22 protein-coding genes are annotated in these 23,858 nt (G+C 61.1%); 13 read left to right on the top strand and 9 right to left on the bottom strand.

Translation table 11 applies throughout. From position 1 onward, the window contains the following. The first annotated feature begins 90 nt into the window (after positions 1-90). Positions 91-1,659 carry a murein biosynthesis integral membrane protein MurJ gene (gene murJ / locus K7R21_RS11050; RefSeq protein ID WP_224983312.1) on the top strand — a complete coding sequence of 523 codons (1,569 nt, stop codon included), beginning with the start codon at positions 91-93 and terminating at the stop codon, positions 1,657-1,659. 394 nt (positions 1,660-2,053) lie between these two features. On the opposite strand, the gene mazG is transcribed toward murJ, so the two are convergent. From mazG to tgt, 3 genes are all read right to left on the bottom strand, one after another. Next, positions 2,054-2,848 carry a nucleoside triphosphate pyrophosphohydrolase gene (gene mazG, locus K7R21_RS11045; protein ID WP_224983311.1) on the bottom strand — a complete coding sequence of 265 codons (795 nt, stop codon included), beginning with the start codon at positions 2,846-2,848 and terminating at the stop codon, positions 2,054-2,056. A 178-nt stretch (positions 2,849-3,026) separates the two neighbouring features. After that, positions 3,027-3,374: a c-type cytochrome gene (locus K7R21_RS11040; RefSeq protein ID WP_224983310.1), complete on the bottom strand. Its 348-nt coding sequence runs from the start codon at positions 3,372-3,374 to the stop codon at positions 3,027-3,029. Between the two features lie 9 nt (positions 3,375-3,383). Continuing rightward, complete coding sequence (tgt, locus tag K7R21_RS11035) at positions 3,384-4,490, bottom strand: tRNA guanosine(34) transglycosylase Tgt (protein WP_224983308.1); 1,107 nt, start codon at positions 4,488-4,490, stop codon at positions 3,384-3,386. A 434-nt stretch (positions 4,491-4,924) separates the two neighbouring features. Between tgt and K7R21_RS11030 the strand changes: the two genes are divergently transcribed. The 7 genes from K7R21_RS11030 (at position 4,925) to K7R21_RS11000 (ending at position 12,218) form a co-directional block, all read left to right on the top strand. Further along, a complete protein-coding gene (locus K7R21_RS11030) occupies positions 4,925-5,590 on the top strand; it encodes a succinate dehydrogenase cytochrome b subunit (protein WP_224983307.1) in 666 nt (221 codons plus the stop codon). Positions 5,591-5,599: 9 nt separating this feature from the next. Further along, a complete protein-coding gene (locus K7R21_RS11025; RefSeq protein WP_224983306.1) occupies positions 5,600-7,513 on the top strand; it encodes a fumarate reductase/succinate dehydrogenase flavoprotein subunit in 1,914 nt (637 codons plus the stop codon). Continuing rightward, entirely contained in the window at positions 7,513-8,253 is a 741-nt protein-coding gene (locus tag K7R21_RS11020; protein WP_224983305.1) for a succinate dehydrogenase/fumarate reductase iron-sulfur subunit, read from the top strand. Before K7R21_RS11025 ends, K7R21_RS11020 begins: the two co-directional genes overlap by 1 nt. Positions 8,254-8,393: 140 nt before the next feature. Further along, positions 8,394-8,696 carry a hypothetical protein gene (locus tag K7R21_RS11015; protein WP_224983304.1) on the top strand — a complete coding sequence of 101 codons (303 nt, stop codon included), beginning with the start codon at positions 8,394-8,396 and terminating at the stop codon, positions 8,694-8,696. Next, positions 8,697-9,506, top strand: a complete 810-nt coding sequence (locus tag K7R21_RS11010) for a formate/nitrite transporter family protein (RefSeq protein ID WP_224983302.1) — start codon at positions 8,697-8,699, stop codon at positions 9,504-9,506. It begins immediately after the preceding gene. 277 nt (positions 9,507-9,783) lie between these two features. Further along, entirely contained in the window at positions 9,784-11,469 is a 1,686-nt protein-coding gene (locus K7R21_RS11005; protein ID WP_224983300.1) for a sensor histidine kinase, read from the top strand. An 11-nt stretch (positions 11,470-11,480) separates the two neighbouring features. Continuing rightward, positions 11,481-12,218 (top strand): alpha/beta hydrolase, encoded by a 738-nt coding sequence (locus tag K7R21_RS11000; RefSeq protein WP_224983299.1) that lies wholly within the window; start codon positions 11,481-11,483, stop codon positions 12,216-12,218. Between the two features lie 39 nt (positions 12,219-12,257). Here K7R21_RS11000 and K7R21_RS10995 read toward each other — a convergent pair whose 3' ends face one another. Further along, positions 12,258-12,758, bottom strand: coding sequence for a rubrerythrin family protein (locus tag K7R21_RS10995; RefSeq protein WP_224983297.1), 501 nt, complete (start codon positions 12,756-12,758; stop codon positions 12,258-12,260). A 207-nt stretch (positions 12,759-12,965) separates the two neighbouring features. Between K7R21_RS10995 and K7R21_RS10990 the strand changes: the two genes are divergently transcribed. Next, complete coding sequence (locus K7R21_RS10990) at positions 12,966-13,550, top strand: exopolysaccharide biosynthesis protein (RefSeq protein ID WP_224983296.1); 585 nt, start codon at positions 12,966-12,968, stop codon at positions 13,548-13,550. Position 13,551: 1 nt separating this feature from the next. Here the strand turns inward: K7R21_RS10990 and K7R21_RS10985 are convergent, their stop codons facing one another. Further along, a complete protein-coding gene (locus K7R21_RS10985; RefSeq protein WP_224983294.1) occupies positions 13,552-13,875 on the bottom strand; it encodes a cupin domain-containing protein in 324 nt (107 codons plus the stop codon). Positions 13,876-13,935: 60 nt separating this feature from the next. Beyond that, a complete protein-coding gene (locus tag K7R21_RS10980) occupies positions 13,936-14,412 on the bottom strand; it encodes a tRNA (cytidine(34)-2'-O)-methyltransferase (RefSeq protein WP_224983292.1) in 477 nt (158 codons plus the stop codon). Between the two features lie 264 nt (positions 14,413-14,676). Between K7R21_RS10980 and trpB the strand changes: the two genes are divergently transcribed. The 4 genes from trpB (at position 14,677) to K7R21_RS10960 (ending at position 19,418) form a co-directional block, all read left to right on the top strand. Then, complete coding sequence (trpB, locus tag K7R21_RS10975; protein ID WP_224983290.1) at positions 14,677-15,867, top strand: tryptophan synthase subunit beta; 1,191 nt, start codon at positions 14,677-14,679, stop codon at positions 15,865-15,867. A gap of 236 nt (positions 15,868-16,103) precedes the next feature. Continuing rightward, the gene (locus K7R21_RS10970) at positions 16,104-16,796 is read left to right on the top strand and encodes a transglycosylase SLT domain-containing protein (protein ID WP_224983289.1); all 693 of its coding nucleotides are present in this window, start codon (positions 16,104-16,106) and stop codon (positions 16,794-16,796) included. Between the two features lie 99 nt (positions 16,797-16,895). Continuing rightward, a complete protein-coding gene (locus K7R21_RS10965) occupies positions 16,896-17,390 on the top strand; it encodes an LEA type 2 family protein (protein WP_224983288.1) in 495 nt (164 codons plus the stop codon). Between the two features lie 129 nt (positions 17,391-17,519). Beyond that, positions 17,520-19,418: an ABC-F family ATP-binding cassette domain-containing protein gene (locus tag K7R21_RS10960; RefSeq protein ID WP_224983287.1), complete on the top strand. Its 1,899-nt coding sequence runs from the start codon at positions 17,520-17,522 to the stop codon at positions 19,416-19,418. Positions 19,419-19,666: 248 nt separating this feature from the next. Here the strand turns inward: K7R21_RS10960 and K7R21_RS10955 are convergent, their stop codons facing one another. The 3 genes from K7R21_RS10955 to K7R21_RS10945 all read right to left on the bottom strand — a co-directional run bounded on the left by K7R21_RS10955 (position 19,667) and on the right by K7R21_RS10945 (position 23,800). Further along, the gene (locus K7R21_RS10955; RefSeq protein ID WP_224983286.1) at positions 19,667-20,374 is read right to left on the bottom strand and encodes a DnaA/Hda family protein; all 708 of its coding nucleotides are present in this window, start codon (positions 20,372-20,374) and stop codon (positions 19,667-19,669) included. A 3-nt stretch (positions 20,375-20,377) separates the two neighbouring features. Continuing rightward, positions 20,378-21,391 (bottom strand): Holliday junction branch migration DNA helicase RuvB, encoded by a 1,014-nt coding sequence (ruvB, locus tag K7R21_RS10950; RefSeq protein WP_183349486.1) that lies wholly within the window; start codon positions 21,389-21,391, stop codon positions 20,378-20,380. 69 nt (positions 21,392-21,460) lie between these two features. Continuing rightward, complete coding sequence (locus K7R21_RS10945) at positions 21,461-23,800, bottom strand: ATP-binding protein (protein ID WP_224983285.1); 2,340 nt, start codon at positions 23,798-23,800, stop codon at positions 21,461-21,463. Positions 23,801-23,858 lie beyond the last annotated feature (58 nt).

Below are 23,858 nucleotides of genomic sequence, written 5' to 3'. Positions count from 1 at the left end.
GCCGCTCACGCGAAGACGCCAAGACGCCAAGTACGGCTTTGAGCTCGCTTTGCGTCTTTGCGGCTTTGCGTGAGCGTTTTAGGAGGTTGTTTGTCTGAGAAGAAGAACATAGCCCGCGCCGCAGGCGTCTTGGGCGCAGCCACCATGCTGTCCCGCATCATGGGCATGATCCGCGACATGGTTGTTTCCCGCCTCTTCGGCGCCGGCCTCTACACGGACGCCTTCTTCGCCGCGTTCCAGATCCCCAACATGCTGCGCCGCTTCTTCGCGGAAGGAGCGCTTACCTCCGCCTTCGTCCCCACCTTCTCGGAATGGCACACCAACAAGGGGGAGGAGGAGACCCGCGCGCTGGCCAACGTCTGCTTCACCGCGCTCACCATCGTCATGGCCGGGATTACCACCCTCGGCATCATCTTCTCGCCGCAATTGGTGCATCTGATGTTCCCCGGCTTCTCGTCCAACCCGGAGAAGCTCTCGGTGACCATCCTGCTCAACCGGCTCATGTTCCCCTACATCTTCTTCGTGAGCTTGGTCGCCCTGTGCATGGGGATACTGAACACGCTGCGCCATTTCTTCACCCCGGCCATCTCCACGGTGTTCCTGAACATCTCCATGATCCTGTCCGCCCTGTTGCTGCACGACCGCTTCCAGGTCCCTATCGTCGCCCTGGCCGTGGGCGTCCTCATCGGCGGGGTGCTGCAACTTCTCCTGCAACTGCCGGTCCTGTACAGCAAGGGCTTTCCAATCAAGCCGAACTTTAACCTGGACCATCCGGCCCTGAAGCGGATCACGCTGCTCATGGGTCCCTCGGTGTTCGGCGTCGGGGTCTACTACCTCAACATCACGGTGGGGTCCATCCTGGCGTCCCTGCTGCCCGAGGGGAGCGTTTCCTACCTTTACTACGCCCAGCGCCTCTTCGAGTTCCCCCAAGGCATCTTCACCGTGTCGGTGGCCCAGGCCGTGCTCCCCTCGATGAGCCGGCAGGCCGCCATGGGAGACATCGACGCCCTCAAGGAATCGCTCTCCTACGGCGTCCGGCTTACCCTGTTCATCACCATACCGGCCATGGTGGGGCTTATGTTCTGTGCCACACCCATCTTCTCGCTGCTGTTCATGGGGGGCGCCTTCGACTACGCCAAGGCGGTCAACTGCGGCACGGCGCTCCTTTATTACTCGGTGGGGCTCGCCTTCGTGGCGCTGGTGCGCGTGCTGGTGCCAGCCTTTTACGCGCTGAAGGACACCAAGACCCCGGTGGCAGTTGCCTTCGCCGCTTTTCTGCTCAACCTGCTGTTCAGCCTGATCCTGATGGGGCCATTGAAGCATGGCGGGCTGGCGCTGGCCTCGTCGCTCTCCGCGCTGGGCAACATGCTGCTCCTGCTCTGGTTCCTGAGGAAGAAGATCGGCCCCTTCGGCGGCCGGGCCATCTCCGTTGCCGGGATGAAAGGCATCATCGCCTCCATCCCGATGGCGGTGGCGGTGTACTGGATCATGCACCTGATCGACTGGTCGCCGGCTGGGAAAAGGCTCCTCAAGGGGGGTGTGCTGGGGGGAGGGGTTCTGGCTGGGATGGTCATCTTCCTGGTCTCGGCGCACCTGCTGCGTTGCGAGGAGGCCGGTGACGTGATCCGCCTGGTGAAGAGAAAACTGCTTAAAAAATAGACGCGATGGACCCCTTCCCGGTCATCTAGGGCGGGGGCGTGGCGTCATGACCGGGTGACGACTCGGGGGGATTACGGGCGGGGCTGTTGTCCCTTGATCTGGTGCCAAGGGTGGCGTGAGACCGGCGGAAATCGGGCAGTTATGCACAGGATTTCCACCGGGGTTGCCACCTAATTAGGTGTGTTTAATTTTACTGGGGTCGATAGACCACGCTTGTATACAATCTGTTCTAAGTGACTGATTTTTCGTTCGAATATGGTCGTGGCCAATATTTATGCAGAACGCGGAAAGTGCTTAAAAGCCGTAGGTTTCTCTGTTTGTCAACACCGTTATCCACATCTTATCCACACAAAATGTGGATAAGCCGCTGGTCTCCCAAAAATATTAATTAGATTCAACGTTTCTCTAATTTCTTTGCTTCTTCCCAGAGCAGGTCCATCTCTTCGAGGGTGGCATCTTGCAGTTTCCGACCGCCTGCATGCAGGGTCTCTTCGATGTGGCTGAAACGTCGCGTGAAACGCTGGATCGTCTTCCTGAGGGCCTCCTCGGGGTCGAGCGACAGGAAGCGACCCAGGTTCACGATGGCGAAGATAAGGTCGCCCAGTTCCGATTCCATCTCCTGCTGGTCCCCGGCTGCCATCGCCTCCTGGAACTCGTGCAACTCCTCCATCACCTTGGCGAACACCTGGTCGGTGTGTTCCCAGTCGAAGCCGACCCGCGCCGCCTTCTCGGTGATCTTCTGCGCTTTCATCAGGGCTGGCAGGTGCGGTGGTATCCCCGACAGCGCGGACTTGCGCTCATCCCCCTTTTCACTCTTCTTGATCTTCTCCCAGCTCTCCACCTGCGCAGCGCTGTTCTCGATGACCTGGTCCCCGAAAACGTGGGGGTGGCGGCGCACCAGCTTCTCGTTGATAGCGTCCAGTACCTGGTCCATGGTGAAGGCGCCGCGCTCCTCGGCGACCGCCGCGTGAAAAATCGGCTGCAGGATGAGGTCGCCCAGTTCCTCCTTCAGGAGCTTGTCGTCCTTGGCGTCGATCGCCTCGATGACCTCGTAGGATTCTTCCAGCAGGTAGCGCTTGAGCGATTCGTGGGTCTGCTCGGCGTCCCAGGGGCAGCCGCCCGGCGCGCGCAGCCTGCGCATGATCTCCATGAGACGGTCGAAGCGATCTTGTGTGGTTTCGGTGGACATCGATGGTTCTCCGGTGAGGAATTGATTTTGTGACGATGTGAGCTGCGCCCCCTCTCCCTTCGGGAGAGGGACGGGGTGAGGGCGTTGCGGTCTGTACAAATGCTGCTGACGGGCAGGCCCTTGCCCGCCCTTCGGGCACCCTCTCCCGGGGGGAGAGGGGACGGGGAAGAGGGGGGGACTACTTGAGCCCGCTCAGGTAATCGACCAGAGAGTCGATCTGCTTTTTCGAGAAGGTGTCGTAGGGGGGCATGGCGGTCCCGGGGTAGACCTTGGCGGGCTCGCGGATCACCTGCTCCAGGAAACGGCGGTCCCGCTTGCTGCCGACGTGGGACAGCTCCGGGCCGACCACGCCTCCCTTATCCTTGACGATGTGGCAGTCCCGGCAGCGCTCGTTGAAAAGCTCCTCGCCGAAGAGCTCCATCTGGGCCGCCGACTTTTTCGGCGCGGGAGGCTGCGCCGGCTCCTGCTTGGAGCAGCCGCAGGAGAGGACGATTGCAGTTGCCGCGATGACGAAGCTGCGTCGCATGCCGGTCTCCTATTTCCCCTTCAGGTACGCAGACAGGAACTGCTGCTTGTATTCCAGGAAGCGCCCCTCTTCGATGGAGGTGCGGATCTCGGCCATCATGTTCAGGTAGAAGTGCACGTTGTGGATACTAGCCAGGATCGCCGAAAGCACCTCATTCGAGGTGAACAGGTGGTGCAGGTAGGCCCTGGTGAAGTTGCGGCAGGTGTAGCAGGTGCAGTTCGGCTCGACTGGGTAGAAGTCGCGTCGGTAGTTCTTGTTGGTAAGCCTGATCCGGCCGCGGTTGGTGAACAGGGTCGCGCTGCGCGCGTAGCGGGTCGGGATGACACAGTCGAACATGTCGACGCCGCGCTCGACGCTCTCCAGGATATCCTCGGGAAGGCCGACGCCCATCAGGTAGCGCGGCTTGTCCTCGGGGAGGTGCGGCGCGGTGTAGCCCACCACCTGTTTCAAAAGTTCTAGACCCTCGCCCACGGAAACGCCACCGATGGCGTAGCCCGGGAAGTCCATCTTCACCAATGCCTTGGCGCAGCGCTTCCTCAGGTCCTCGAACACGCTTCCCTGCACGATGCCGAACAGGTACTGGTTCTCGCGCGAGTGCGCATCGATGCACTGCTTGGCCCAGCGAATGGTCTTTTCGGTCGAGCGCTCCGCGTACGCCTTGTCGCAGGGGTAGGGGATGCACTCGTCGAAGTTCATGATGATGTCGGCGCCCAGGGCCTCCTGGATGGCGATCGCTTTGGCCGGGTCAAGGAAGATCTCCTCGCCGGTGTCCTCGTGGCGGAAGAAGACCCCTTCCTCGGTGATGCGTTTCTTGGGCAGCGAGAAGACCTGGAACCCGCCGGAGTCGGTCAGGATCGGGCCGTCCCAGCACATGAACTTGTGCAGCCCGCCCGCCTTCTGCACCAGGGCCTCGCCGGGGTGCAGGTGCAGGTGGTAGGTGTTGGAGAGGATGATCTGGGCGCCGGTTTCCTTGACCTGTGCCGGTGTCATCGCCTTCATGGCCGCGTGGGTCGCCACCGGCATGAATATAGGGGTCTGGATCTCGCCGTGGGCGGTGGTTACCACGCCGCGGCGCGCGCCGGACTTGGGGTCCTTCTTGAGCAGTTTATAAATCATGAACCTTCCTGGCTTTAATGTTTTACTGAGGGTGCCTATCCTAATTAGCAGAGCGGGGTAAAAAATGCAACAATGCGGCCGCGTAAGCGTTATTTCAAAACATGGTTAGTGCACTTTAGAGGGGGCTAAGATGCCTGAACCATTAATTGTATGCTGTATACAAAAAACTGTTGCATTTTCGTATAACGGCATTTAATATGCGCGTCTATCAACCCGCCGATTTTTATGTTATAGATACCATCCACTGTTGCTAATGTGAGTTCAATAAAGGAGAGATCGAATGCAGACACTGAGCCCGTGGCGCGGTCCCCCATCCCCCTCAAGCGGAAACCGCGAGTCCGCCCCGTGACCGGGTTTTCGGGACTTGTACTCCTCCGGTGTACGCACGCAATCCAACTCATTTGAAATCGAAAAAAGGCAAAGGGACAAAAAACATGCGAATCTTATCTAGCTCTGTGGGAAGAAAGATCCTGATGTCCATCACGGGTCAGCTCCTGATCATCTTCATCCTGATCCACCTGATCGGAAACTCCACCATCTTCTTTGGCCCCAACGGCATCAACGCTTACGCTGAGCATCTGCACAGCCTGCCGCCGCTGGTCTGGGCCTTCCGCCTCTTCATGGGCGCAGCCATCGCCGTTCACATCGCCTACGGCGTCACGCTGACTCTGGAGAACAAGGCGGCCAACCCCGGCGCCTACGCTGTGAAAAGGAACCTGAAGGCGAGCTTCGCCTCCGAAAACATGATCTGGACCGGCCTTTTGGTCCTCTGCTTCATCGTGTACCACCTGCTCCAGTTCACCATCCATGGCACCCCCGACATCGTTGTCGGCCTCGACTCCGCCAACCGTCCCGACGTCTTCAGGATGGTGGTCACCAGCTTCGGCCACGGCCTCATCGCCCTGGCCTACATGTTCGCCATGCTGATGCTGTTCCTGCACCTCTCCCACGGCATCCCGAGCTTCCTGCAGACCATGGGGTGGAACAACGAGAAGACCATCCCGGCCTTCGGTACCGGCGGCAAGGTCATCTCCGCCCTCCTCATGCTTGCTTACATCTCGATTCCTGCGGTCATCCTGGCCGGCTTATTGAAACTTTAGGGGGTTCAAGTGATACTCGACGGAAAATGTCCGAAAGGACCGATTCAGACCTCGTGGGACAGGCACCGCTTCGACCTGAAGCTGGTTAACCCCGCTAACAAACGTAAGTACAAAGTCCTCGTTGTCGGCACCGGCCTGGCCGGTGGCGCAGCCGCAGCCTCCTTGGGTGAGCTCGGCTACAACGTCGAAGCCTTCTGCTACCAGGACAGCGCACGTCGCGCCCACTCCATCGCGGCGCAGGGCGGCATCAACGCAGCGAAGAACTACCCGAACGACGGCGACAGCATCTACCGCCTGTTCTACGACACCATCAAAGGTGGCGACTTCCGTGCCCGCGAGGCGGACGTTTGGCGTCTGGCCCAGGTGTCCAACAACATCATCGACCAGTGCGTGGCCCAGGGCGTTCCGTTTGCCCGCGACTACGCAGGCTACCTGGACAACCGCTCTTTCGGCGGTGCGCAGGTTTCCCGTACCTTCTATGCCCGTGGCCAAACGGGCCAGCAGCTCCTCCTGGGCGCTTACTCGGCACTGTCCCGCCAGGTGAAAGCCGGCACCGTCAAGCTCTTCGCCCGCACCGAGATGCTGGACCTCGTGGTGGTCGACGGCGAGGCCAAAGGTATCACCGTCCGTGACCTGATCACCGGCGAGATCCGCACCCACGTGGGCGACGCGGTCGTACTCGCTACCGGCGGCTACGTCAACGTGTTCTACCTCTCCACCAACGCGATGGGCTGCTCGGTCACCGCGAACTGGCGTGCCCACAAGAAGGGCGCCTTCTTCGCGAACCCCTGCTACACCCAGATCCACCCGACCTGCATCCCGCAGTCCGGCGACCATCAGTCCAAGCTGACCCTCATGTCCGAGTCGCTCAGGAACGACGGCCGCTGCTGGGCTCCCAAGAAGAAGGGCGACAACCGTCACCCCAACGACATCCCGGAAGACGAGCGCGACTACTACCTGGAGAGGAAGTACCCCTCCTTCGGTAACCTCGCTCCCCGTGACATCGCCTCCCGCGCAGCTAAAGAGCAGTGCGACGACGGGCGCGGCGTCGGCCCTGGCGGCCGCGGCGTGAACCTGGACTTCTCTGCAGCTATCAAGCGCGTGGGCGAGCACACCATCCGCGAGCGCTACGGCAACCTCTTCGAGATGTACGAGAAAATCACCGACGAGAACGCCTACAAGCAGCCGATGCGTATGTACCCGGCACCGCACTACTCCATGGGCGGCCTCTGGGTCGACTACAACTGCGAGAGCAACGTCCCGGGCCTCTTCGTCCTGGGCGAGGCAAACTTCTCGGTCCACGGCGCGAACCGTCTGGGCGCCTCCGCGCTGATGCAGGGTCTGGCCGACGGCTACTTCGTCATCCCCTACACCATCGCCAACTACCTCGCCAAGACCAAGCCGGGCACCGTAACTGCGGATCACCCCGAGTGCAAGAAGTCGGTCGAGGACGTGAAAGCGTACAACAACCGCCTCATGAACATCAACGGCAAGAAGACCGTCTCCGAGTTCCACCGCGAACTGGGCAAGATCATGTGGGAAAACGTCGGCATGGCGAGAAGCGAGGAGAGCCTCAAAGACGCCATCAAGCGCATCCCGGTCCTGCGCGAGGAGTTCTGGAACAACGTCAAGGTCACCGGCAAAGGCGAGGAGCTCAACCAGCAGCTCGAGAACGCCGGCCGCGTGGCGGACTTCCTCGAGTTCGGCGAGCTGATGGCCAAGGACGCCCTGCACAGGAACGAGTCCTGCGGCGGCCACTTCCGCGTCGAGCACCAGATGCCGGACGGCGAGGCCAAGCGCGACGACGAGAACTACTGCTACGTCGGAGCCTGGGAGTTCAAAGGTGTCGACAAGGAGCCCGAACTGCACAAGGAGCCGTTGACGTTCGAGAACGTTCATCTGGCGGTAAGGAGTTATAAATAATGAACCTCACACTACACGTATGGCGCCAAAGTGGCCCCAAAGCTCCGGGCAAGCTCGAGCAGTACGAGGCCAAAAACGTAAGCCCCGACCAGTCCTTCCTGGAGATGCTCGACGAAGTGAACGAGCACCTGATCAAAGAAGGCAAAGACCCGATCGCATTCGACCACGACTGCCGCGAGGGGATCTGCGGCATGTGCTCCCAGGTCATCAACGGCGTGCCGCACGGCGGCCAGGAGCGCACTACCGTCTGCCAGCTGCACATGAGGCGCTTCAACGACGGCGACACCATCTACATCGAGCCGTGGCGTGCCCTTGCTTTCCCGATCCAGAAAGACCTGATCGTCGACAGGAATGCCCTTGAGAAGATCATGCAGGCCGGTGGCTACACCTCCTGCCACACCGGCGGTGTTGCCGACGGTAACGCTATCCTGGTGCCGAAGGTCGATGCCGACTACGCCATGGACGCCGCCGAGTGCATCGGCTGCGGCGCCTGCGTCGCCGCCTGCCCCAACGGCTCCGCGATGCTCTACACCTCGGCCAAGGTTGCCCAGCTGGCAGCCCTGCCGCAGGGCCAGGCGGAGGCCGCCGAGCGCGTCTGCGCCATGACCGAGGCTATGCAGGAAGCAGGTTTTGGCAACTGCTCCAACCACTACGAGTGCATGGCGGCGTGCCCGAAAGGGATCAACGTCAAGTTCATCGCCAAACTGAACCGCGAGTACCAGAAGGCGCTGTTCAAGTAAGCAGCTCGTATCAAGAAGAACCCGGGGCGGAAGGGAAACCTTCCGCCCTTTTTTTATCCCGCTAGCTCCGTTTATTCCTTGATCTGAAACGGGATTTGCCTTACTTTCTGGCGCAGCCGGCTTCTGCCGCTGGGAGTGATATGCACCTTACCTACGCCTTCGTGGCCAACATCTTTTTGACCTTCATTGACGCCACCATCGGCTACTACGCGGCCCCCGCGCTGGCTGCTCTGGTAGGGACCGGTGCCGAGGGCGCCGAGGGATCGGTACGCGGCATCCGCAGGCTGCTCTCGTTTGTGGTGGCCCTGTACATGTTCTTTAACTGCCTGGCCTACTTCGACCGCGTCGCCTGGCTTTTGTACAGCACCACCGCCGTACTTGCCGTGGACATCACCGCACAGCTGGTCTTCTTCCGCAAGGTCGCCGGCCCGAGGGGACGCTAAATGGAAAAGATGTACCTGACTCCGGCCGAGACCGTGCGCACCATCGTCGACAACGGCAAGCGGGTGCTGACTCAGTCGCGGCTGCGTACCTTCGTCCTGAGTCTCTTGGCCGGCTTCTACATCGGTTTCGGAGCGCAACTCGCCACGGTCGTCACCCAGGACGCCGCGGCATTCGCGGGCAGGGGCGTGGCCGCCCTTTTAGGCGGGAGCGTCTTTTCTCTGGGGCTCATGCTGGTGGTTATTTGTGGCGCAGAGCTTTTCACCGGCAACAGCCTCCTCACCAGCTCGGCGCTGCACGGCGAGATCACCTGGGGACAGCTCCTGGAGAACTGGGGCATCGTCATTGTCGGCAACCTGGCGGGTTCGCTGTTCTTCGCCGGTCTCATGTTCGAGTCACAGCTCTGGATGAACGGCAGCGTCGCGGACAACGCCATCAAGGTGGCGGCGGCGAAATGCCAGCTCCCGTTCACCGTCGCCCTCGTGCGCGGCATCCTGTGCAACTGGCTGGTCTGCCTGGCCGTCTTTATGGCCACGGCGGCGCGCGACGTGTCCGGCAAGATGCTTGCCTGTTATGTTCCCATCATGGCCTTCGTGGCCAGCGGTTTCGAACACTCCATCGCCAACATGTACTTCATCCCCACCGGGCTGCTGCTGGCGGGGAAACTAGGGCGCGAGGTCCCCGGTCTGTCCTGGGGTGCCTTCTTCCAGGACAACCTCCTGCCGGTCACGCTGGGGAACATCCTGGGAGGGGTGCTCTTCGTCGCTTTCGCTTACTGGTACGTTCACCTCAAGGTCGATACGCGGCGCTGAGCCAAGCTTCCCGCTATGCCCGCAATGTGATGACTCTTCACACGCATTGTCATTACCGACCCTGTCACAGTTGGCTCGAACTGACCCTGTCCAGTTGCGGCAATAACTCTTTCTCTCTTAAGGGAAATAAGTGTTTATCAGTTGTGGCTAATGTGTTATTTTTATCGCTCTGTTTCTCCGCTTTCACTTCTGGCGGCGCACGAGGTAACACATGAGCGAGATGCGATCTGACATAGCAAGGATAAAGTCCTGCATATGGAAGAGGGGGGGCTCCACCATGGAGCAACACCTCTTTGTGCTGCTGTGCATCACGTCGTCGGTCGCCTCGTTTTTCGTCGTCATCCCGAGCAACTACCTGCAGCACCTCCCTGCCTACATCAACGTCTGCGTCGCCGCGTTCGGAGTGATCACTCTGCTGCTTCTGTGTGAGGCCATTCGGGGGCGCTACCATACCACGACCTTCTTTTTCCTCTTCCTGATCCTGCTCAACCTGATCTGGTTTTCCAACGGCGCATCGGAAGGAAGTCTCCCCCTGTACTATTTCTGCCTGCTCATGTACCTTCCTATCTTTTTCAGGGGACGTGCACGCTGGCTCCCTCTGGTGCTGACTACGGCAGATGCCGTTGCCCTGATGGCCCTGGAACTGAGATTTCCAGAATGGGTCACGCCGTTTGCGTCGGACCACGATCGTATCGCGGACAACATTGTGGGCTTCGCCGTTACTACCGTGTGTTGCGCGGTGATGTTGTGGTCACTGCTGAGAAACTACGAGAAAGAACAAAACCGGCTGGTTTCCGTGAACGAGGAACTGCAGCGCGTCATCGTGGAGCGTACCGCGGTGGAAGGCGCGCTGCTGCAAAACCGGGAATTGCTCAATTCGGTGATCGACGGGACGACCGATGCAGTCTTTGTCAAGGACATCAGCGGCCGCTACCTCCTCTTCAACGCGGCGGCCTGCCACATGACTGGCAAGACCCAGAACGAGGTGCTGGGCAGGGATGACACGGCGGTCTTCCCCCCCGATGTGGCGCGTTCGGTCATGACGGTGGACCAGGAGGTGTTGACGAGTAACCTGGCGCAGATGGGGGAGCGGGAGCTGGATGGCGGCTGTGGGGGGCGCTTTGTGGTCGAGGTGATCAAGGGGCCGCTGCACAACAAGCAGGGACAGGTGGTTGGTCTCTTCGGGATCGCCCGTGACGTCACCCAGAGCCGCCGCATGGCGGCGGAACTGCGCCTGTTGAACGAGGAACTGGAGCGGCGGGTAGCGGAGCGCACGGCGCGACTGGAAACTGCCATGAGGGAGCAGGAGGCGTTCAGCTACTCGGTCTCCCATGACCTGCGCGGACCCCTGCGGCATATCAACAGCTACGGTTCCATCCTGCTCGAGGAGTTCGGTGCCGACCTGGTGCCCGAGGCTCGTGGATACCTGGAGCGGATCCGTACCTCCAGCAAGAGGATGGGGGATCTGATCGACGGGCTGCTGGAACTCTCCCGCATCGGTCGCTCCGAGTTGAGCAGGGGCACGGTCAGCCTCAGCGAGCTTACCTTCGGCGTTAGCTGTAAATTTCAGGATGCCGAGCCGGGGCGGCGGGTCGACTTTCTCATCGAGCCCGGTCTACATGTCGAGGGTGACCGCTTGCTGTTGGAGTTGATGCTGGAAAACCTGGTGGGCAATGCCTGGAAGTACTCCAGCGTGCGGGACCGGGCCAGAATAGAACTTGGCTGCTGCCAGCACGACGGCAGGGAAGCCTTTTTCATAAGGGACAATGGCGTCGGGTTCGATATGGCCTATCAGGACAAGTTGTTCGGGGAGTTCCAACGGTTGCACGGCGCCGAGTTCGAGGGGACGGGGATCGGGCTGGCCACGGTGAAACGGATCGTTGAGCGACACGGAGGTTTGGTCTGGGCGCACGGGGTGGTGGACCAGGGCGCCACCGTTTACTTTACTTTAACGAGGGGATAGGGGGACATGGCATGGGACGATTTCGCCTGCTGTTACTTGTTGCCCTGGTTTCGCTCGTGCTGAGCGGGGCTTCCTGGCAGCGGCAGTTGCTGTACTTCCCCACCCATCACGATCGCAGCAACGGGCTGGTCCCCTGGCGCGATCAGGGGGAGGTGATCGGCTACGCGCGGGTCGTCCCCAGCCCCAGGAACGTCTGGCTCATGCTGCACGGCAACGGCGGACAGGCCAGCGACCGTGCCTACGCGCTCCCCTCGTTCGCCAGAGACGACAGTGTCTATATCCTTGAGTACCCCGGCTACGGCCAACGCCCCGGTTCCCCTTCCAAGGAGGCACTGGACCTGGCGGCTCGGCAGGGGTACCTGTCGCTGCGGCAGCAGTACCCGGACACGCCGGTCTGCGTGGTGGGGGAGTCAATTGGCAGCGGCCCTGCCTGCTATTTGGGCGGCGTACAGCCGCCGCCGGACAAGATCGTGCTGGTTGTGCCGTTCGACAAGCTGCACCGGGTGGGGCAGTACCACTACTGGTTTTTGCCGGTGCGCCTACTCCTTCCCGATGACTGGGACAACATCGAGGCACTCAAGGGGTATCGGGGCAGGGTGGATATCTTCGGCGCCAGGGAGGACAAGGTGATCCCGGAGAGATTCGCCAGGAGCCTTGCGGAGAGCAGGCCAGGTGCGGTATTCAGGGAGATCGAAGGTGGGCACAACGACTGGGCGACGCCGGGGCGGGTGAACATCAGGAACCCTTGAAACTAAAAGGCGCCGCCGATTTTGGCGGCGCCTCTCTTTTTAGGCGATCCTGGTGAACTTGTCTTTGGGGACGAGACAGACCGCGCACTTGTCGGGGGCTTCGTCGTACACGGTGTTGCCGCAGACTTCGCAGACGTAGACGGGGCGGTCGGCGAGGTCGACGCCGTTTTGCACCGCCGCCAGGGCCTGCTGGTACAGGTCGTGATGGACCTCTTCCACCGCGAGGGCGAACTTAAAGGAGTTCTCCGCGGCGCGGTGCCCCTCCTGCTTGGCCTGCTCGAGAAACGGCGGGTACATCTTCTGGAATTCGAACCCTTCCCCCTCGATGGCCTCTTTGAGGTTTTCGACGGTGCTCTTGATCCCGTCCATGGCGCGCAGGTGCGCATGGGCATGCACGGTTTCGGCGTGTGCCGCCGCGCGGAACAGCTTGGCTACCTGCGGCAGCCCCTCCGCTTCGGCCTTCTTGGCAAAAGCAAGATATTTACGGTTGGCTTGACTCTCTCCGGCAAACGCCTCGGCAAGATTCTCCTTGGTCGACATCTCTTCCTCCTCATTATTGAAAATGTGCAGCTTAATATAACGAGGCAGCGGTCCCAGTCAAGGCGCTGGATAGATTATATTTACTTGATATGTATACGGATTTTGGGGTAGGGCAGTATTCTTGACATTAACATATGCCAAAGTAATCTTCGTTGGTGTCGCTGAGGAGCGTGGGTGTGCTTTACGGCGGCACCTGTGAGGCCCTGCATGACGCAAGAGATTACGACTCTTCAGGAGATGCTCGATCGAATCCACGATTCTGGAGACGACCAGGGGCGTGTCTCTTTGGGAGAAATTGTGGAATCCGTGGGCAACCGCTCCTTCGGACCGCTGCTGCTCATGGTGGGGGTCATCGCCGCGTCGCCGTTGAGCGGCATGCCGGGGGTGCCGACGGGGACAGGGCTCCTTATACTGCTGATCGCGGCGCAGCTATTTTTCCGCCGGGATCATTTCTGGCTCCCTAAGTGGCTGCTGCGGCGCTCGCTAGGCAAAGACCATGTGCAGAAGGCAATCCGGTGGCTGCGCCCTGTGGCGCGCTTCATCGACCGCTGGTTGCAGCCCCGCCTGCCAGTGCTGATCAAGGGAGGAAGTATCTACCTGATATCGTTTGTGTGCGCTGCCATCGCCATCGTAATGCCGATGATGGAGCTGGTTCCGTTTTCCGCGCATGGCGCGGGCCTGGCCCTGTCCGCTTTCGGCCTTGCCCTCATCTCGCGCGACGGCCTGCTGGCGCTGATCGCCTTCGCAGTCACCGCCGTGAGTTTTGGTTTCGTTATCTACAACTTCAACTGATCTAGGGAAGATAATCCTCGCGCACCGGCGAGAACACCTCGATGGCCACGGAGTCCTCCAGTATCTCGGCGTTGTGCTGGGCCCCTCCCGCGATGCACCAGCTGTCCCCCGGCAGTACCTCGTGTTTGTTCCCGTCGATGCTAAGCCTGATCCGGCCGCTTACCAGGTACCCGGTCTGTTCGTGCGGGTGGCTGTGCAATGGAAGCAGCGCCGCCTTTTCCAGGAGGAATTCCACCATCAGCGTCTTCTCGCCGTGCACCAGGGTTTTCTGGCGGATCCCCGGCAGTACCTGCTGGTATCCCTCGTTGCTTCTCTTCTCGAACATTTCTTCTCCTTTTGTTTCCCTTCCCGCCTTCGCGCAAGGGAGGGGAAACTGATAGGATGCCTACGCCCCCTCCAGGGCGCCGGTCTGACGCAGCGCCTCGTAGAGCACGATGCCCGCCGAGGTGGACAGGTTCAGGCTGCGCACCTTGCCGATGATCGGGATACGCACCGCGGTCTGCAGGTTCGCCTCGATGAGGTCCTCGGGGAGCCCCTTGGTCTCCTTGCCGAAAACGATGAAGTCGCCGGGCAGGAACCCGAACTGGAGGTAGCTTTGCGGGGCCTTCTTACTGGTATAGACGAAGCGCCCGTCGGGGAAGGCGTGCTTCAAGGCGTCGAGATCGTCCCAGTAGCGGATGTCGACTTCGCTCCAGTAGTCGAGCCCGGCGCGCTTCAGGTAGCGGTCGTCGGTGGAGAAGCCGAGTTTGCCGACCAGGTGCAGGATGGTTCCGGTCGCTCCGCAGAGCCTGGCAATGTTGCCGGTGTTGGGTGGAATCTCGGGCTCCACCAGCACTATATGAAACGGTTGTTGCAAGGACATCGGTGACCTCGAAAAGGATGCTTTTCTGGGAGCAAAAATGGACTCTGTCACAGGAAAAAAAGGGACAGGGTGAGCCGAATTTTTAGCTCAAAAATGAGCTTCCAGGACAGGGAATATTTGTAGCTCAAAGCAAAAAATAAGGCAAAGATAAACGGCTAAAAGCCTGTAACGGCGGGGGGTTGTCTGGGGGGTAGGCTCTGTAAGCTTGCAATTTATCGACAAATAGTCTATGCTGTCCCCCTCACACACCTACCGGAGGCAGCTTTGGACACGCCTGACAACAGTGGTCACTTCGGACGTTTCGGCGGCAGATACGTGTCGGAAACGCTCATGCCGGCGCTGCTCGAACTCGAGCAAGCGTACAACCATTTTCGCAACGAAAAGGGGTTCCAGGAGGAGTTCGCCTACTACCTGCGCCAGTACGTCGGCCGCCCCAACCCGCTCTATTTTGCCGAAAAACTGAGCCGCAAAATGGGGGGCGCCAAGATCTATCTGAAGCGCGAGGACCTGAACCACACCGGCGCGCACAAGGTGAACAACACCATCGGCCAGGCCCTTTTGGCCAAGCGCATGGGCAAGAACAAGGTGATCGCCGAAACCGGTGCCGGCCAGCACGGCGTGGCGACCGCGACCGTCGCGGCGCTCTTCGGCATGGAGTGCGAGGTGTTCATGGGCGAGGAGGATATCCGCCGCCAATCCTTGAACGTGTTCCGGATGAAGCTTCTGGGCGCCAAGGTCAACCCGGTAAGCTCAGGCACCGCGACCCTGAAGGACGCCATGAACGAGGCGATGCGCCAGTGGGTAACCAACGTAGAGGATACCTTCTACATCATCGGCACCGTCGCCGGCCCCCATCCCTACCCGGTGATGGTGCGCGACTTCCAGGCCATCATCGGCCAGGAGGCGAGGGCACAGCACCTTGAGGCCGAGGGGAGGCTTCCGGATTACCTGATCGCGGCGGTAGGGGGAGGCAGCAACGCCATCGGGCTGTTCCACCCCTTCGTCAACGACGAGTCGGTGCAGATGATCGGCGTCGAAGCCGCCGGCTACGGCATCGACAGCGGCAAGCACGCCGCACCGCTTTCCGCCGGCAGCGTCGGGGTGCTGCACGGCAACAAAACGTACCTCCTGCAGGACGAATTCGGTCAGATCGCCCATGCCCATTCCATTTCGGCTGGACTGGACTACCCGGGCGTGGGACCGGAGCACTCGTACCTGAAGGAGATTGGACGGGCCAGCTACGTCTCCGTCACCGATGACGAGGCCCTGGACGCATTCCAGGTGCTGACCCGCGAAGAGGGGATCATCCCCGCACTGGAGTCTTCCCACGCAGTCGCCCACGCACTGCGTCTGGCTCCGACACTTTCCGCCAATGAGAGCATCGTCGTCTGTCTGTCGGGCAGGGGCGACAAGGACATCCATACCGTGGCTGATGTTATGGGGGTGCAGCTTTAATATAGAAAATTCGAGGCTTTAGTGGGGGAGCTCCGCTGGGCGGGGCTCCCTTTTTATTCGGTATGATTGCATAAATCTAATGTGTGGCTTGCAATGTTAGTCGGATTTGATTACACTAATAACCTCAGATTGGCAACGAGCCAATGTGATTCTAATGAAAGGAGATGATTGGCGCGGGCTTCACTACCGACATTTAGTATCTCTACCTAAAGCCGGCAAAAGCCATTCAACAATTTATGAAACGAAAACTTGCATTGCTGGTCGCGTTGCTCATGATGACGGCATCGTGCGACCAGTCCCACCTGCAGCAGGCGCAGGTACCGGTGACTCCCTCGGTGTCGGAGTCGGACCGGGCGCTGCTGACCTGGGCAGAGGGGAGCGAGAAGCAGGGTGAGAAATCGCCCGCCTCGGCCCCCGCTGTGCAGATGGATCTGCCCAGAGCGGCAGAACTGGACGGGAGGAAGAAGCTGGTTCCGGCCATCTACGCCACGTTTGCCCGCCGGACTACACCGGCCCGGGCCAAGTGGCTCGCTGAAATCTGCTATGAAAAGACGGAAGGAACCAAATTCACGCCGCTGGACCTGGCTGAGATAGCTCTGGCGGAAACAGGCGGACACAAACTCTCATCGAGAGCGGTATCCCCCAAGGGTGCCCTGGGGGTCTGGCAGCTGATGCCGGAGCGGGCGGAAAGCCACGGCTACACGCCGCAGGACATGTGGGACGACGAGAAGTGCGCGGAAGCGGCCGTGAAGGAACTGCACGAGAAGCTGGACATGGCCAAGGGGAACATGGGCCGCGCCAAGAGGCTCTACTGTGGCACCGGGCCGGCGGCCAGGGCCTACGACAAGATCCGCAAGCGCTTCAGGACGGAGATACTGCGGGAGATGCAAAGGGGCATGCTGATGCAGCAGGTGGCAGTCAACCGATAGTCCTTTTGCTGTTTGATGTTTGGTTGTGCTATAGTGGGCGGGTTCTTTCGGGGACCCGCCCGCTTTGTTTCCGGGCTACCGCTTTTTCAGGAGTCTGTTGTGAGAAAACTGTTTGCCCTTTTGTTGGTCGTCGTCCTTTTTTCCGGGTGCAGCAAACTGGTCAACGCCCCGGTGGTTACCGTTCAGGACCTGAACGTGGTCTCGGTCGATCCGACCGGCGCGGGAATGGAACTCTACTTGCGGGTGCAGAACACTAACAGCTTCGACGTCAAGCTGCAGGGGTACAGCTATGACATCAAGATCATGGCTCTGCCGCTGGCCAAGGGGGGCGCGCGGGAAGAGGTCAATTTCCCCGCTAACGAGGAGACCGACGTCCGCATCCCGATCCGCATCACCTATGCCGACCTGCTGGAAATCCTGAAGCGCAAGCCGGACCCGGACAAGATCCCGTACCAACTGGTGGCCGGCCTCGACCTGGATACCCCGGTGGGACAGATGACCGTGCCGGTCAAGAAAAACGGCACCTACGCCATTCCCAAGAAGTACCGTCCGGCTGCCATCTTCGGCAAGCTCGCCGACTTTTTCAAATTCTAACCACATTACAGATGAATCTTCCGCTGGTCCCCTCTCCCGAAAGGAGAGGGGATTGTAGACGCCTGTGGCGATCGTCGGCATCGACGCCAACCTAGATCACCGCCTACTAAGGAATTTGTTGGAGATTTTATGAACGTTGTAGATATCACCGGGCTTTCCAAGAGCTTTGGCCCGCGTGTTTTGATGGACGGCGTTACCTTCGCGGTGGGGGAGGACGAGCGGGTGGGGTTGATCGGTGCCAACGGCGCCGGTAAGTCGACGCTGCTCACCATCCTTGCCGGGGCCGAGGACCGCGACGGTGGCTCCATTGCCATGAAACGCGGGGCCTCCGTGGGCTACCTGAGCCAGGAGCCGGTGCTCGATGACAGCGCCACTGTTGCAGCCGAGATCGAGAGCGGCCTCACCGCCATTCGCGCCGCCATGGCGAGCTTCAACGAGCTCTCCGAAAAGATGGCGGCCAACCCTCCCGACATGGACCGGCTGCTCGCCCGCCAGGGGGAACTCTCGGTCTGGATCGAGCACCACGGCGGCTGGAACACCGACCACCGCGTCCTGGAGATGATGACCCACCTGCAGCTTCCCGACCCCAACCAGATCATTGGCACCCTTTCCGGCGGCACCAAACGCCGCGTGGCACTGGCCAAGCTCTTGCTGCAGGCGCCGGAGTTGCTGCTCCTGGACGAGCCGACCAACCACCTGGACGCCGACACCACGCAATGGCTCCAGGAGCACCTGAAGGCGTATCCCGGTGCGGTCATGCTGATCACCCACGACCGCTACTTCCTGGACCAGGTGGTGACCCGGATGCTGGAACTCGAGCGCGGCGCCCTCATCTCCTACCAGGGGGGATACTCCACCTATCTTACCTTGAGGGAAGAACGGCTCATGAACGAGGCGAGCCGCCGCTCGCGCCTTTTGAACCTGTTGCGCATCGAGACTGACTGGATCCGGCGCGGCCCCCCGGCGCGCTCCACAAAGCAGAAGGCGCGAATCGACCGCTACAACGCCCTGGAAGAGAGCCTCTCCGGCCCGGCGCGCCGCGACCTGAAGATCGGCTTCAACACCGAGGAGGGGCTGGGCGGGACCATCCTGGAACTGGACGGCGTCGTCAAGGGGTACGGCGAGCGGACGCTGGTGAACCGTCTCAGCTTCGGTATGAAGCGCGGGGACCGCATCGGCGTGATCGGCCCCAACGGCTGCGGCAAGACCACCCTGATCCGGATGATCATGGGGGAGGAGGAGCCCGACCAGGGGAAGGTCGTGGTCGGCAAGAAGACCAAGATCTCCTACTTCGACCAGCTGCGCGAGGTGCTCGATCCCACCCAGACTATCTACGACTTCTTCGGCGAAGGGGACTATGTGACCACCGCCAACGGGGAGAAGCGGCACAAGATCGGTTACCTCGAGGATTTCCTGTTCTCCGGCGAGGACCGCAGACGCCCGGTGGGAAGTCTCTCCGGCGGCGAGAAGAGCCGGCTTATCCTGGCGAGACTCATGCTGCAGGATTCCAACCTGCTGGTGTTGGACGAGCCGACCAACGATCTAGACATCCCGACCCTGCAGCTTTTGGACGCCTCGATCTCCGCCTTTCCCGGCTGCGTCCTCATGGTAACCCATGACCGCTTCTTCCTGGACAAGGTGGCGACCGGCGTGTTGGCCTTCGAAGGTGATGGCAAGGTGGTCTTCTACGAGGGGAACTACACCAACTACCGGGAGCGCAAGGAGGCGGCCCGTGTTGAGGCGGCCGCACAGCGGGTCGAGAAGAAGGAGGCCCAGGCGGCCAAGGTGGAGAAGCCCAAGAAGGGGCTCACCTACGCCGAGCGCATCGAGTTGGAAAAGCTGGAGGGGAGCATCGAGGTGCTGGAGCAGGAATTCGCCCGGGTGCAGGAACTCTTGGGGGATCCTGCCAGCTACGACACGGTGGCGGGTGGCATAGCCGCCATCACCGCCGATTACGGCAGGCTCGAGGCGGAACTCGCCGCGGCGTACGGACGGTGGGAGGAGTTGGAGACGAAGAAGGGCGGCTGACGGTGGAGTCGTTCGTTTCCTAATATAAAAAGGCTTCTGCGGGTGTCCCTGCAGAAGCCTTTTTCATAGCGGCGTGGATCCCCTCTCCCTCCGGGAGAGGGTGCCCGAAGGGCGGGTGAGGGCTCTGCCGGCAGCCGTTATGTTGCCTTTGGCAACTCCCTCACCCTAGCCCTCTCCCACAGGGAGAGGGGGATGTGGTTGGCGTGGCGCCGACGGCAGCCGATCAGCGGCCTACTTGGTCGATTGCCTCAACTACTTTTGAAGATCTCTTTTGCCAGTCTCAAGCTCACCTTCCTCTTGGTGGCGATGGCGGTGCGGTTGATGGTCTCCAGCGCGTAGACCAGGGATGGGATGTCGCGCCGAACCTTCAACAGCATCTCGTCGATCACGTCGTCGGGCAGTGTCATCTGCCGGTCTTCGGCAAGCTTCTTCAGGATCATGCGCCGGGACTCGTCGTCGGAGACGTCCATGCGCGCCACCAGCCCCCACAACAGCCGGCTGGTCAGGTGCCCGTCCAGGTGGGGCAGTTCTTTCGGTGGTGTGAGACCGGAGATGGCGATCTTCTTGCCGGCGCTGTAGAAGGCGTTGAATAGTTCCCAAAGCTCAACCCGCAACTCCTGGCGGTCCGGTAGCAGGTTCAGGTCGTCAAGGATGAGTGCCTTGGCACCGGCGAAGTACTCGGCAAGGCGCGAGGGGCCTTCGCTGCCGTAGCTGGTGCCGTACAGGGCATCGGCGTCGCGGAAGGAGAAGTACCTGCCGTCGATAGCGCTGGAAAGGGCGGTCAAGAGGTGGGTCTTGCCGGAACCTTCAGGGCCGTAGATGTAGAGGAGATTTTCCGCGTCGGAGCCGCTGGCAAGCCTCTGGGCGAACTGGTAGGCGGTCTTGTTGCCGCCGCAGACCACGAAGTTCTCGAAGCAAAAGCGTGGCACGACCGGGAAATCGAAGATCAGCTGCATAGCCTAGAACAACCTTCCCTGCGGCGGCTCGGGAGCGATCCTGCCGAAATGGCTGTAGGCCGCGGCGGTGGCCACGCGTCCCCTGGGGGTGCGGTTCAGGAAACCGTTCTGGATCAGGAAGGGCTCGTAGACATCCTCGATGGTGTCGCTCTCCTCGCTGATGGCGGCCGCGATGGTGTCCAGCCCCACCGGTCCCCCCCCGAACTTGTCGATGATGGTCAGCAGGATGGCGCGGTCCATGGTGTCGAAGCCCATGTCGTCGATCTCTAAAAGCGCCAGCGCCTGGTCCGCAACCTCGCGGGTGATCACGCCGTCGGCGCGCACCTGGGCGAAGTCGCGCACGCGGCGTAGCAGGCGGTTGGCGATCCTCGGCGTGCCGCGGCTTCTGCGCGCAAGTTCCAGCGCGCCGTCCGGCGCGATCTCCATCCCGAAGATGCGCGCGGAGCGGGTGATGATGAAGGCAAGCTCGTCGTGGGTGTAGAACTCCAGCCGGGAAATGACGCCGAAGCGGTCCCTCAGGGGCGAGGAGAGCAGCCCGGCGCGGGTGGTGGCGCCGACCAGGGTGAACTTGGGGAGGTCGAGCTTGATGGTGCGCGCGCTCGGCCCCTGGCCGATGATGATATCGAGCTGGAAGTCCTCCATGGCGGGGTAGAGGATCTCCTCGACCACGTGGGAGAGACGGTGGATCTCGTCGATGAAGAGGACGTCGTGCGGCTCGAGGTTGGTGAGGATGGCGGCCAGGTCTCCAGGGCGCTCGATCACCGGGCCCGAGGTGGACTTGATGTTCACGCCCATCTCGCAGGCGATGATGTTGGCCAGGGTGGTCTTGCCGAGGCCGGGGGGGCCGTACAGCAGCACGTGGTCCAGCGCCTCGCCCCTGCCGCGCGCGGCATCGATGAAGAGCCCGAGGTTCCCCTTGGCCTTTTCCTGTCCCACGTAGTCCGCCAGCGCCCGGGGGCGCAGCGATGCTTCAAGGAGGTCGTCTTCGGATCTCTCGGCGCTGATAAAGCGGGTCATACCTCTCCTTGCCGGCGGCTTATGCCGCCTGAATGCAGGGAGCCAAATTATAACAGTTGAGGGTAAAGGTCAAGGGGCATGCCCGGCTGGCGCAGCGGAGTTCATGAGCTCGTGGGTCTTGGCGAGGAATACCTTGGCGGAGAAGGGCTTGGCGAGGAAGGGGGCATCCCACTTGAGCATGTCCTGCAACGAAATCGATTTGGCGGGGTACCCCGAGATGAACATCACTTTGAGCTGCGGCTGTCGCTCTTTGAGCACCTGGTACAGGTCCGGGCCGCTCATCCCCGGCATGACCACGTCGGACACCATCAGGTCGTAACGTGTTGCGTCACACGCCTCGATCGCCTCCGCGGCGCTCCCCACGCTGGTCACGGTGAAGCCGTTATCCTCGAGCGCACTCTCCAGGAAGTCGCGCACCGCTTTTTCATCCTCGACCACCAGGATGTTCCCTGCTCCGCGCGGAACGGGCACCGGTTCAGGAACGGCCTGCACAGCCTCACTCCTCTGGACGCAGGGAAGGTAGATGCGGAAGGTGGTTCCCTTGCCCAGCTCGCTGTACACCGAGATGCTTCCCTGGTGTTGCTTGACCACGCCGTGAACGGTGGAGAGGCCGAGCCCGGTCCCCTCGCCGGGCGCCTTGGTGGTGAAGAAAGGCTCGAAGATGCGGGACCTCGTTTCCTCGTCCATTCCCGCACCGGTGTCGCTGACCGAGATCACGGCATACCTGCCCGGCGCCATGCCCTCCTCCAGCCAACGGTCCGAGCGCTGCAGGACCACCGCGGTGGTCTCGATGGTGATGCCCCCTCCGGGTGACATGGCATCGCGCGCATTGACCGCGAGATTCAAAAGGACCTGCTGTAACTGTGCCGGGTCGGCCCTTATGCAGAGCTCTTCGGGAGTAAGGTTCACCTGGAACTTGAGGTCTTCGCTGATCAGGCGGCGCAGCATCTTGGATTGTGACAGTACCTCGTCGTTCAGGTTCAGCTCCTTCATGGTGAGGACCTGTTTCCGGCTGAAGGCGAGGATCTGCCGGGTGAGATCGGCGGCACGGGTGGCTGCGTCGAGGACACCGTGGATCGCCTTGGCCCCCTTACTGTCAGGAGGGATGTCCATGAGTGCTATTTCGGCCCCGCCGATGATGGCGGTGAGCAGGTTGTTGAAGTCGTGAGCGATTCCTCCCGCCAGCACCCCGATTCCCTCAAGCTTCTGCGCCTGGAGCAGCTGTCTCTCGAGCATGTTGCGCTGGGTGATATCGAGGAAGGTGACTACGCAGCCGACCAGCTTGCCGTCCCGCAGAATGGGGTGGGACCAGTACTCGACGGGGATGGCCGCACCGTCCTTCTGCCGGAAAATTTCGTTGACGTTGTGGCTGCCGTGGCCGGCTGAGAGTGTCAGGCAGATAGGACAATCCTGTTCTTCAATGACGGTTCCATCCGAAGCGGTGTGCCCAAGGAAGCTGTGCATGTGATTGCCGACGATTTCGTCGGGGGCGTCGTACCCCAGTACCCTGACACAGGCGGGGTTGCAGAAGGTGCAGGTTCCATCGCGGTTGATGGCGAAGATGGCTTCCGCCGTGGAATTGAAGAGTAGACGGATGTGTTCTTCTCGTTCGGCCAGTGCCTCGCGCACCCGGATCTGCTCCTCCAGGGCCCGCTGCAGTTGTGCGGTGCGTTTGGTGACGGTCTCCTCGAGTTCGTGCTTTGAGATGAGCGTGGTCGAAAAACGTTCTGCCATTTCGTTGAAAGCAGCGCCGATTTCCGCGATCTCCCGGTGTGGGTCGGGTTGGACCCTGCTGGAGAAATCCCCTGACGTAATGGTGCGGATGCCGTCGAGCAAAGGAGTGATGGAGCGGTTGAGCAGCCTGCGCACGATGGCGAGGCCAAGGGTCAGTGCGATGACCGATCCCAGTACCACCGCCATCGCGGTCCGGATAACCAGTGCCCGCTCAGTTTTGGTGAGAGGGTTCAGATCGACGCCTACAGCGACCACGGCGATCGGGCCCCCGCCGGCAACGGAGGTTATGGTGCCGAAGGTCCTCTCGCTTCGGGCGACGCTTTCCTTGGACCGGGCGCGTACGGGGAAGTCGTATTCCTTCACGCCTCCGGTTACCTCGTTCATCCAACGTGCCGCCAGCACCTCCCCGTCCAGGGACTTCACCATCACGAAAGCGACTTCCGGGTCAGCGGTGGCTGCCTCGAGGATGTGTCCGACGTGCCCCAGATCGCCCTTTTGCAGCGGGGCGTAGACCTCGCCGGTCACCTGGCGCCCAACCATCTCCACCCGGTGCTCCAGGTCATTGCGGAGGGTCGCCCTCTGCTGAGAAACGAAGAAAAAGCTGATGGTGCTGCCCAGCGCCAGTATGACGACCAGAAGTATCAGGTTGATGGAGATGTTGAGGCTCAGGCGCATGTGGGCTCCTGCTGACCCTCTGCTGGAGGGCGGGGAGTCCGGCACTGTTGTCCAGGGC

The sequence above is a fragment of the Geomonas agri genome, from assembly GCF_020179605.1.
In the GTDB taxonomy this organism is placed as follows: domain Bacteria; phylum Desulfobacterota; class Desulfuromonadia; order Geobacterales; family Geobacteraceae; genus Geomonas; species Geomonas agri.
The sequence above is the reverse complement of the archived record's forward strand: the minus strand, read 5'-3'. Positions and strand labels throughout refer to the sequence as shown.